Origin of the sequence: Flectobacillus sp., from assembly GCF_049240685.1 — a bacterium.
In the GTDB taxonomy this organism is placed as follows: domain Bacteria; phylum Bacteroidota; class Bacteroidia; order Cytophagales; family Spirosomataceae; genus Flectobacillus.
Window position 1 is genome coordinate 12,712 of sequence record NZ_JBMLSD010000164.1, and the last position, 12,303, is coordinate 25,014.

The 12,303-nt window shown below is 38.8% G+C and carries 5 protein-coding genes; 4 read left to right on the forward strand and 1 reads right to left on the reverse strand.

Annotation, left to right across the window (positions count from 1 at the left end; all coding sequences use genetic code 11):
• The first annotated feature begins 226 nt into the window (after positions 1–226).
• Entirely contained in the window at positions 227–1,204 is a 978-nt protein-coding gene (locus ACOVQ4_RS07525; RefSeq protein ID WP_421820038.1) for a DUF2167 domain-containing protein, read from the forward strand.
• 200 nt (positions 1,205–1,404) lie between these two features.
• Here the strand turns inward: ACOVQ4_RS07525 and ACOVQ4_RS07530 are convergent, their stop codons facing one another.
• Complete coding sequence (locus tag ACOVQ4_RS07530; RefSeq protein WP_421820039.1) at positions 1,405–4,719, reverse strand: VCBS repeat-containing protein; 3,315 nt, start codon at positions 4,717–4,719, stop codon at positions 1,405–1,407.
• A gap of 750 nt (positions 4,720–5,469) precedes the next feature.
• Between ACOVQ4_RS07530 and ACOVQ4_RS07535 the strand changes: the two genes are divergently transcribed.
• The 3 genes from ACOVQ4_RS07535 to ACOVQ4_RS07545 all read left to right on the forward strand — a co-directional run bounded on the left by ACOVQ4_RS07535 (position 5,470) and on the right by ACOVQ4_RS07545 (position 12,173).
• Positions 5,470–8,667 (forward strand): SusC/RagA family TonB-linked outer membrane protein, encoded by a 3,198-nt coding sequence (locus ACOVQ4_RS07535; RefSeq protein WP_421820040.1) that lies wholly within the window; start codon positions 5,470–5,472, stop codon positions 8,665–8,667.
• Between the two features lie 14 nt (positions 8,668–8,681).
• A complete protein-coding gene (locus ACOVQ4_RS07540; RefSeq protein WP_421820041.1) occupies positions 8,682–10,565 on the forward strand; it encodes a RagB/SusD family nutrient uptake outer membrane protein in 1,884 nt (627 codons plus the stop codon).
• Between the two features lie 231 nt (positions 10,566–10,796).
• A complete protein-coding gene (locus tag ACOVQ4_RS07545) occupies positions 10,797–12,173 on the forward strand; it encodes a vanadium-dependent haloperoxidase (RefSeq protein ID WP_421820042.1) in 1,377 nt (458 codons plus the stop codon).
• Positions 12,174–12,303: the final 130 nt, after the last annotated feature.

The following is a 12,303-nucleotide window of genomic DNA, read 5'->3' on the forward strand; positions in this document are numbered from 1 at the left end:
AAAAACGAATTGCCATAAATGCACAATTGATTTGTATTTATGGCAATTCGTTTTTTTATTCAATAAAGTTTAAAATATTAAAATTTATTCTTAATTTTCAGGAACTTACATTTGAGATGCTTCAAAGAAAGATAGTTCACCTTACTAAATTCTAACCTATTTTTCGACACCAAAGCTCGCTTCTGTAAACTATTATCACAATTCACTAAATCTTTTATAATTTCCTATGAAGAGAATTTTTCTACTTCTTGCACTGATGTGCTTGACAGGGCTGAATACTTTTGCCCAAAAAAAAGCTAAAGAAACTTTAACAGAAGCTGAACTACTCAAAGCTCAACAAGCCTACCTTGATTCGGTTGAAACAGCAATCAAGTATCAAACAGGTACTATTACACTTTCCAACAATTTGGCAAAACTGAAGATTCCTGCTGGGTTTAAATACATTAATCCTGAACAATCAAATCAAGTACTGACAGAATTATGGGGTAATCCACCAAGCGAGGGAGTTTATGGGATTATTTTACCCGAAAAAATGAAAATCACAGATGAAAACGCCTATGCTTTTGTAGTTGAATGGGATGAACTGGGTTATGTAAAAGACGATGACGCTGATGAAATTAATTATGATGATTTATTAAAAGACATGCAAGAGGATACAGAGTCTGAAAATGAGGAAAGAAAAAAGGAGGGTTATCCTGCTATTCAAATCGTAGGTTGGGCGGCCAAACCTTTTTATGACAAAAATCGTAAAATTTTGCATTGGGCAAAAGAACTTAAGTTTGAAGGAGGCTCGGAAAACACCCTAAATTACAATATACGAATTTTAGGGCGAAAAGGAGTACTTGTTCTCAATGCAGTAGCTGGAATGGCTGAATTTCCGCTGGTTAATAAAGATATCAATAAGGTACTTGATATTGTAGAGTTTACTGATGGAAACAAATATGCTGATTTTAACCCTAGTGCAGATAAGATTGCTGCTGTAGGTATAGGTGGATTGGTAGCAGGAAAGGTTCTAGCAAAATTGGGGATTTTAGGTGTTTTAGCTAAGTTTTTTGCGCCGCTTCTTAAATTTGGTAAACTGCTAATTGTTGCCATCGGTGCAGGAGTGTCTGCTATTTGGAGATTTTTTACAGGTAAAAAAGAAGAGGAGGGTGAAGTACTGAAAGAAATAAGCCCTGAAGAGCCTACAGAGCCAACCGTTTAACTATCTGTATTCTATGGAAAACATGCGTCATCCCGAATTTAGCGATGGGCGAGCGACTGATTATGTAAAAGTTTGTATTTTATCAGTAGAGATGCAATGATTGCGTCTAATCCATTTATTTCTAGTATAGTAGCATCAAAAAAGCGGTCGAAAACATATTTTTCGACCGCTTTTTAATAAAAAAATAACACTTGTGTTTCTTAATGAATCTTATAAGCCTTTGGCGCTTGCTGATTGATACCAAAAACTATGGTCTGGCCTAACTGTATTGCCGAACGAACATCCCCTTTGATTTTCAGACCTGATTTGTTTTGTGGGATGCTTGCAAAATTTCCTTTTCCGTCTCCTTGTAAAAGTAAACCATAGTTGGCATCAGTTTTACCAAATTTAAGGCGAGTGATGTTTTGATTACCTGCTAGCACTAAGTCTTTTTTGCCATCTTTATTGTAGTCAACAATCAAAAGCGTATGAATTGGTGCAAACTGCGCCTCAAGTGGAAGAGACTTTTCTTCAAATTTTCCTTGCGGATTTAGAGTGAAATAGCCTGTCTTGAGATAATTGGCTGTTAACTTTGTAGCACCTTCGAGTTCTGTTTCGTCAAAAATATCTTTCAGCGTGGCATCTCCATAACTGTCATAGCTGGTGAATTTTTTACGTTTAACAGTAAGTTGTTCCAGTAATTCGTCGCGGGTAAGGTAAGGATAGGACTTTCCTTGAATGTAAGTACACAAAATGGGGTCAACCGTTCCGTTTTGGTCAAAATCTTTGAAATATAACTCTGCAGGTTCTTTAAAACTTACTTTACATTGGCTATTCAAACCATAATTTCCTAGTAGGAGTTCTGGTTTACCGTCGTTATTCAAATCTTCTACTATTAGTTTATTCCACCAACCTTGATAGTTTTTGTCAAAATACTTGTTGCTCTGATTTTCTGCCACATTTCCTTGAATACTGTATACAGAAACAGGCATCCATTCTCCTATTACCACGAGTTCCTGTTTTTTATCCTGATTCAAATCCACAAAAGCGGCGTCTGTCACCATCCCAATTTTTTGTAAATCTGCTGGAGTTTGATCTTTGAAAGTGCCATTACCTTGGTTGATAAGTATATAACTTCGTGGCGTTTCTGGATATCTTCCCGGAATTACTCGTCCTCCAACAAACAAATCAGGTTTTCCGTCTTGATTTACATCGCCTACTCTTACACAACCTGTACTGACAGGCATAGCAGGCAGGGCAGAGGCACTTAAGGTAAATCCGCCTTTTCCATTGTTGATAAATAGCTGGTCTTGGAGCAATGGGTCATTTTCGGTGAAATTGCGATATCCGCCATACGCCACATAGAGGTCCACTTTCCCATCGCCATTAGCATCGAAGAAAATAGCATCGCTGATATCTGCATTGGTTTTGGTGGCAACATTTTGCTTGCCAAATCCATTGGCTTTATTTTGGATAAATAACTCACTGGTTTTACCAAAACAACCGCCTACAAATACGTCTTCTAGTCCATCTTGATTCACATCGGCTTTAATCATGACAGGTCCGACAAATGACATCGCTTGTGTAAGTAGCGACTGACGCTTAAAATCATTTTGAACGATACTTGCCGCTGCGCTTTGAATAGGAGCGGTAGTTTCGACAAAATAAGTATTAACCTCCGATTGTTTTGGGGTAATATCTGTCGCATTTTTTTCTTCCAAAACTAAGGCTTGGTCTGCTTTTACATTTTTCAATACTTGAACTTTTTCGCTCGCCCAAGTAACTTTCAGTGAGTCAACTGTTTGTGTTTTTCCTAGACCAAAATGTATACCAAAACTTACACTCGATTGAAATCCACGAGTAGGCATTTGTGTTTGAAGCTGAGAATAACCTCCAGCGTATATGCTAACCGTTGCTCCAACTCCCATCGTATTGGGTGTATTTCCTTTCAATTGGATTCCTAAGTAGTGATTATCAGACTTTTGCTTAGTTTGGTTCTGATAAATAAAGGCAGGGAGATTGATATTATTCACTATCAAATCCAAGTCACCATCATTATCTAAGTCGGCATAAGCTGCACCACTACTATTGGATGGACGACTCAAGCCCCATTTTTGAGATAAGTTGGTAAATTGTAGATTTCCTTGATTTCTAAAAATATAGTTACTAACATTTGAAGAAGGCATTTTTTTGACCAATTCCAAAACATCTTCACGCTGAAAACCTCCTTGCTTTTGTTTTATAAAATCATCCATATATTTCAAAAAATCCAGATTGGTGTAGTCGTGTAGATAACCATTGGTAACATACAAATCTTTCAAGCCATCGTTGTCATAATCAGCAAATAGCGCAGACCAGCTCCAATCTGTATTCGAAATGCCTGAAACTTGTCCTATTTCGCTAAATGAACCATTTCCGTTGTTGAGATGTAGCATATTACGCATATACTGATGATGAAAACCCGATTGGACACTCAAATCAAACTTATAGTAGTTGTCGGGCGCCATCAGTAGTTTTTGGCGACGATTATCTTCGGGAAGCATGTCGAGGGTAAAAATATCGGGTAACAAATCATTGTTGATATCAGCCACATCATTACCCATCGAAAAGTTAGAAGTATGCCCTAATTGCTCAAGACTAACCTCCGAAAACCCTCCTTTTTGATTATTGAGATACAATCTATCTGGTACGGCATAGTCATTACTTACATAAATATCTGGCCAACCGTCTTGGTTAAAGTCTGCAATACCTGCGCCCAAGCCATAAGAAAGAGCAGAACTCTGAATACCAGCTTGATGGGTAATATCTCTAAAAAATCCCTTATCGTTGGTATAAAACCTTGAACCACTTACCGAGTCATCAACCTTAAGTAATTCGGCTGTGTCGGACAAATTAAGTACTGGAAGTGATTTGATATTGTGATTTAGAAGAAAAAGGTCAAGGTCTCCATCTTTGTCGGCATCAAAAAAATAGGCGTTTGTACTCGACGCAGGGCTATCTAAGCCATATTTTGCTGCTTCTTCCGAAAACCTTGGGATACCATTGGCATCGTTTCCTTGATTAACAAAAAGCTCATTGGCTTTTTTCTCAGGTCTGAGATTACCCGAGTGACAAACATAGATATCAAGCTTGCCGTCGCCGTTGATATCAACCATAGTAACGCCAGTTTTCCAAGGGCCTTGATGTCCAGCAACGCCAGCTTGAACGGTGATATCTTCAAACTCCATTTTCGATTTATTCAAATAGAGTTTGTTTTCATTCATATTACTCGTAAAATATAAATCCTCATAACCATCGCCATTGACATCACCTACAGCCACTCCGCCACCATTATAAAAGTATTCATACATCAAGACATTGGTGTTGAGTCCTTCCTCTATGACGTTTTGAAAATCGACATGCGTTTTTTCTGAAGATAAGAGTGTAAATAATTCTTCTGGGGAATCATCCTGAGATTGAGGCTCTGACGAATTGCTGCAACTCAATAGAAGGCTCGTTCCGATTAATAAAATAATTGAATAGGAAAAAAATTTCATGCTTGTTAAATAGACGATTAAATGGGTCTTGAAAATTTGGTTTTGAGAAACCTACAAACGATTAAGCGCTTTAATTACTGAAAACTACCCAATTTTTCTGATTTTTTTGAAGGTTAAGAAATAAAAAAGCAAGGTTTGTTTGTACAGATTCAAAAGTGTCATGAATAAAACTTTATTAAAACAATTATTCCTTGTTCAAACAAAAAACACAGATTCAAAGAATATCTATTTTATTTCAAGACATTATAAAGTTAATAGTTGATAAACGAGTGGGAAAACTTTAATTTATGGAGTATTTGTTTGAAAAAATTATATTTTTAATTGTAAATAAATATACAAATTTAAGTAACACACTTTTTGTTTATTCCACTTTTATATTGTAATATTTACACTAATCAATAGGTCTGCATATCAATCTATTTTTGGCAATAAATTTTCTTTCTTTTGTGCAAACATTTGCGCAGCCTAATTTTAACCAAAAACTAGAAAAATTGAAATAAATCTCAATTTTTATTCAAAAGGTATGGGTATAAAAAGTACAATATTTTCTTAATTTGTTAAAAAAAGGAGTGAGCGCTCAGACGTCGCCACCTTCTTAGGCGAGCTTGTACATGATGGCTTGGCCATATCTATCTAAAGTAATTATAACTATGAAAAATTTCGAACGACCGCATGTTCATGATTGAGCATTGCCTCAATATCTGCGTGTATTAATTCCAATCCCATTACAATTCCATAACATAAAAAATTATGATCAATTCTACTCAGTGGAAGCTTCAAAGTCGGAAAATTTGTTTTCTTACTTTGGGGTTCATTTTTATGGTTTTTGCTAATACACTTGCCCAAAGTGTAAAAGGAAAAATCACTGATGACAAAGGGCAAGGTTTACCCGGAGTAAACATCTTGGTAAAGGGTACCAGTGTTGGTACCACTTCAGATGCCAACGGAGTTTATTCTGTAAATGCAGGTAAATCTGGTACCCTAGTTATCACCTCGGTAGGTTTTATATCGCAAGAAGTTGCGGTAAATGGCCGTACCGTAGTTGACGTATCGCTAGCGACTGATGTAAAGTCTCTCGAGGAGGTTGTCGTGGTAGGTTACGGTACTCAGAAGAAAGTAACTGTGACAGGTGCAGTGGTAGCAGTACAAGGAGAGAGAATTTTGAAATCACCTGCAGTAGATCTTTCAAACTCTTTGGCAGGACGTTTGCCAGGTTTGGTGGTTGTTCAGCAAAGTGGTGAGCCTGGAAATGATGGCGCTAATATCTCTATTCGTGGTACAAATACTCTTGGTAACAGTAGCCCATTGGTTGTAATCGATGGTATTCCTGACCGTGATGGTGGTATAGGCCGTTTGAACCCTCGTGATATCGAATCTATATCGGTATTGAAAGATGCCTCTGCAGCAATTTATGGTGCTCGTGCGGCAAACGGTGCTATTTTGGTTACGACAAAGAGAGGTAAAACAGGTAAACCAACCATTACGTACGACATGAACCTTGGTTGGGCTCAGCCAGCTAGAATACCTCAAATGGCTAGTGCTTATGAGTATGCTCAAATCATGAATGAGCTCCCAATTTATAAGAATATTCCTGCAGGCGAATGGAATGCCGCTTGGCAAAGTATCCAGAGTACAGGCACTTATAAATCTCCAACGGCTGGTGTTGGTACAATCAATGCAAACTATAGCCCAGACGCAGTAAAGAAATACGCTGATGGTTCGGACCCTTGGCGTTATCCAAATACTGACTGGTTTGGTGATGCGTTCAAAACTTGGACTCCTCAGACTCGTCACAATCTCCAATTGTCTGGAGGGTCTGAAAATATGCGTTATATGGCTTCTTTGGGTTATGTTTCGCAAGATGCCTACTACAAAAACTCAGCTACTAATTATCACCAGTACAACTTTAGAACAAACCTTGATGCCAAAATCAATAAGTACATTAGTGCTAACTTAGGTATCATGGTTCGTCGCGAGCAACGTCGATTCCCTACCGAAAGTGCTGGTTCTATCTTCCGTATGTTGATGCGTGGTCGTCCGACCGAGCCTGAGGTTTGGCCAAATGGTTTGCCAGGTCCAGATATTGAAAACGGTCAAAACCCTTATGTAATTACCACAAATGCTACAGGTTATGTGGATAACCCGACTGATTATGTTCAAACAAACGGTTCGGTTGTTTTGACAAACCCTTGGGTAGATGGACTAAAAGTAACTTTATCTGGTGCGGTAGATAAAAACAGCCAAACGAGCAAGACTTGGCAAACGCCATGGATGTTGTATTATTGGGATAAACAAACTTATCAATCAGACGGTGTAACACCTCAATTGGTAGGAGCAATTCGTTCTAATTTTACTGACCCTCGTTTGACACAGTCATACAGCAATGTCTTGAATACCAACTTGACTGCTATGATTAACTACGACAAGAAATTCGGTGCTGATCATAACTTGAGTTTCTTGGCGGGTGTAACTCGTGAGACTTTTGATGGAGACAACTTCTTTGCTTATCGTCGTAATTATATTTCTTCGGCGGTTGACCAATTGTTTGCTGGTGGTTCTTTACAGCAAAATACAGGTGGTAGTGCTTACAACCGTGCTCGTTTGGGTTATTATGGTCGTGTGCAGTATAACTACAAAGAGAAGTATTTGTTAGAGTATATCTGGCGTTATGATGGTTCTTATATCTTCCCAGGAGCTCATCGTTTTGGCTTCTTCCCAGGAGTATTGGTAGGTTGGAATATTTCTAACGAAGATTTCTTCAAAGTAAAAGGTATCGATAACTTGAAGTTGCGTGCGTCTTACGGCCAAATGGGTAATGACCAAGTATTCTTTAATAACCAATTACAAGAATATGCTTACTTATCGACGTATGCTTTTGGACAGTATCCAATCAACAACCAAGTTGTAACTACTTTGTATGAAACTGTATTGGCTAACCCGAACTTTACTTGGGAACGTGCCAACAACTACAACATTGGTTTGGATGGAACATTCTTGAACAACAAGATTAACTTGACATTTGAGTATTTCTATAACAGAAGAGATCAAATCTTGATTCAGAAAACTGGTTCTACTCCAGCTTCTTCGGGTATCAACTCATTGTTGCCTCCAGTAAATGCAGGTATTGTGGATAACCGTGGTTTTGAATTCAATGTAGGCTACAATGGTAGAGCCTCAAAAGATTTGACATTCAGAGCTTCTGTAAATGGTGGTTATGCTAAAAATAAGGTAATCTTCATGGACGAAGTTCCTGGCGCGCCAAGTTATCAGTTGCAGGAAGGCAAATCAATCAACGGATATCTAGTGTATGAATATGATGGTGTATTCAAAAATACAGCAGAAATTGATGCAAACAAATTGGATTATTCGGCAGTAACGTCAAGATTAATTCCTGGCGATATGAAGTTTAAGGACGTAAACGGTGATGGAAAAATCAACGGTGACGACCAAGTAAGATTGGATCAAAACACGACTCCAACCTTCAACTTTGGGGCAACTTTGGATGTTCGTTACAAAGGTTTTGATTTGAGTGTCCTTTTCCAAGGTGCAACTGGTGCTGCTATCCGTATCCAAACAGAATCGGGTGACATTGGTAACTACTTGAAATATTCATACGATAACCGTTGGACAATCGACAATCCTAGTAGTGTACATCCGCGCTTGGCTAGTAGAGGCGATACCTATTTTACAGGTGGTAACTATGGTAACAACACTTATTACTTATTTAGTAAAAACTATGTTCGCTTGAAGAACATCGAATTAGGCTATAATTTTCCAAGTAATATTACAGAGAAGTTAAGATTAGGAAACTTGAGAGTGTATGTCAATGCTTTGAACTTGTTGACTATCGACAAAAACAAAATCTTTGACCCAGAAGCTACTGCTCAAGGTGGGGTATACTATCCACAATCACGTGTGGTAAATGCAGGTTTAAGTCTAACCTTCTAAAAACGTAATTTAACATGAAGAAATTTAGTATAAAAGTAGGCTTGTTTGCTGCTCTTATGGGCCTTACTTTATCTTGTGATCAAGAATTTTTGAATACCAAACCTTTAGATAAAATTTCGAGTGCGGCAACATGGGGTGATGGTCCTCTTTCGGAGGCTTTCGTTTTCAATGTCTACTCTTTCTTAGGATATGGTGGTTTTGAAGAGCAAGCTTTAGCTGCCTACACCGATGAGGCGATGTTTACCCACGCAGGACGTAACATCAATACTTTTACAGAAGGTACCGAAAGCCCAAACAATATTGCTTGGACGAGTGATACCTACAGCTGGGATAGAATGTACCTTGCCATTCGTGAGGCAAATGTGGCTTTGGAAAACCTTCCAACGGCAACTTTTAATAACGCTACGCTCAAAGATCGTTTGATTGGTGAATCCTATTTCTTACGTGCGTATTACTATCAGCAGTTACTTCGCTTTTACGGTGGCGTACCATTGATTAGTAAATCTTATGGTTTGAATGAAGATTATACCGTAGCCAGAAGCTCTTATGATGAGTGTGTGAAGTTTATTATAAGTGATTTGGATAATGCTATCAAACTTCTTGATGGAAAACCTGCAACTCCTGGTCGTGCTACCAAATTGTCGGCTATGGCCCTAAAAGCTCGTGTATTATTGTATGCAGCTAGTGATTTGCATGATGGACCAACTGCCAAAGCTAAATCTTCAGTATTGGCTTCATATCAGAATATTGATTTGTTGGCATACCCTTCAGGCGATCGTGCTGCTCGTTGGCAAGCTGCCAAAGCTGCTGCAAAAGCTGTGTTGGATGCAACTTCGGGTTATAAATTGAACTTGACAGCTCCAGTATCTGCTGAAGAAGGAAAAAGTAATTATAATGCTATTGCAATGGGTGGGCAGAGTGCCGTGGCTGATGCTGCAGCATCGGTAGAGTTACTTTTCCAACGTACGCATACAGCCTTGTACACGCAAGAAGATAACTGGCCTTTGGGTGGTATTCACTATGGTATCAACAATGGACCAAATGGTTATCACAACTGGGCTGGTAATACACCAATTCAACAATTGGTAGATGATTATGAAATGATGGATGGTACGAAGTTTGACTGGAGTAATCCAGCTCACAAAGCAGCTCCTTACGAAAACCGTGACCCTCGTTTCTATGTATCGGTTCTTTATGATGGAGCTCCATGGAAGCCTCGTCCTTCCGATGTTACGGCTCTAGACCCTGCCAACCAAATCCAAACAGGTTACTATGACGACGGAAAAGGTGGAACTCTTAACGGTATCGATACGCGCGAATCAGCCATCGAAAACTGGAATGGTAGCCGTACTCACTACTATACTCGTAAATTTATCGACCCGAACCCTGCCTTGGCTGATAACCAATCGTCTGCTCAGGTGATTCCTTGGCCATTTATTCGTTATACCGAGATGGCCTTGAGTTATGCAGAGGCTTGTATCGAAACGGGTGATGAAGCTGAAGCTTTGAAATGGATTAACAGAATTCGTTTCCGTGTGGGGATGCCTGCCGTAAACGATAAGGGTACTGCTCTTCGTGATAGATTGAGAAATGAACGCCGTATAGAGTTATCTTACGAAGAACATCGCTATCATGACGCTCGCCGTTGGATGATTCCTGCATCTACTGTGGGCCGTGGAATCAAATCTATTCATATCGAGGCTAAGCTCAAACCGGGTATGACAGCTCCTGCGGTGTACAAGTACGACAAAAATCGCTACAATTATACCTATACAGTTGAAGATAACACTTCTAACGAAACTCGTACTTGGAATGATAAAATGTATTATCGTGCTTTGAGCAGAAATGAAGTATTGAGAAATACCAAATTGGTTCAAAACCCAGGATATACGAATTAATCCTATCCCTAATCCAAATATCAGTTAGGCAGTCAGAAATGACTGCCTAATTTGGTTAAGGCGTTTTATATCTTTAGATACACCAGCTTACTAATTCAATGATTTATTTCACTTTATGATTTTGTCAATATAAAATATACCTATATTGTGCACTAATCGGTAAATAATTAGGTTTTATAAGCAGGAATAAAATCACTAGCCATTCCTCTTTCAACATTAATTTATAGAAAAATGAAATCTTCAATAAAAGGCTTGGGTGTTTTGAATAGGGTGATGTTGCTTGCCTTCGTTGGCTTTTGTATCAGTTGCCAGTTTTTTCAGAAAGATTTAAAAGACCATGAGTATACGACAAATTGGTCTGAAATGGCTCTATTTATCACCAAAAACACGCCGGGGAATTCTCCAACTTATGCTTCCAGAAGTTTAGGGTATATTGGTCTTACCATGTATGAATCGGTAGTACATAGTGACTCTACCTATGCCTCGATGGCTGGTCAGCTTGATAGTCTTTCAAGCTTGCCTTTGCCCGAACCCAACCAAAAGTATGATTGGATACTTTCGATGAATGCTGCTCAAGCTGCAATCATCAAAGATATGTATCAGCATACCTCAGATTTGAATAAAGCAAAAATAGATTCACTTGAGAAAGCTTTGCTAGAGGCGCGTTCAGTAAATATCCAAGACCCCGAAATTACAAAACGCTCTGTGGCTTATGGACGTGCGGTGGCCCACAAAATATTTGAATGGTCTAAAACTGATGGAGGGCATGAAGGATATTTAAGAAATTTTGATAAAAAAAGAGTTTATCCTCAAAAACTAGGCGGATGGCAACCACCATTGTATAGCCAATCTTTTAGTCGTTCGCCATTACATCCAGATTGGGGCAAAAATAGAACTTTTCTAATAGCAGACCATAAAATCGTAGCTCCCAAACCAATTCCCTTTGACTCTGTTCCTCAGTCGGAATATTATCAGCAATTTTTGGCAGTTTACCGACAAAGAAATGCCTTGACTCAACAACAAAAAGAAGCTGCTGTATGGTGGGGCGACGATCCAGACGAAACTTTTACGCCTCCTGGTCATTCGTATTATATAGCTACCTTGGTTGTAAAAAAAATCAAACCTTCTTTGATTAAATCAGCCGAAACCTATGCCCGCGTAGGAATGGGAGTAGCTGATGCATTTATCGATTGTTGGAAATGGAAGTATCAGTTCTTTACCGAACGTCCGAATACCTTTATTCCAAAGTATATCGATAAATTTTGGGAATCTTTTTGGCCAGACCCTCCATTTCCAGCTTTTCCCTCTGGGCATGCTATTCAAGCTGCCGCAACAGCTACTGTCTTGGGAAATCTGTACGGAAATACTATCACCATCGTCGACGATGCGCATGTGGGCCGAAAACCCGACGGTTTGCGCAATACAGAATTTAAGGCTCGTACTTTTAATTCTCTTTGGGAAATCGCTGACGAAACGGCGCGTTCTCGTTTCTATGGAGGAATCCACACACCCATGGATAATGATGCTGGCCTGCAAAAAGGTAAGGAAATTGGCGAAAATATCAATAAATTAATTTGGCAAAAAAGTCTTTTCCACAAAGGAAAATAGGATTTAAAGAATATTCTTGCGAGAGGCATAAGGCAATAAGCATCGGGTAAAAATCTTCACAAAAATATTTTTATCAGATTGCTCGACAAAACGAGAAAGTGTGATTCAAGCGTATTGACTTTTTTATTAG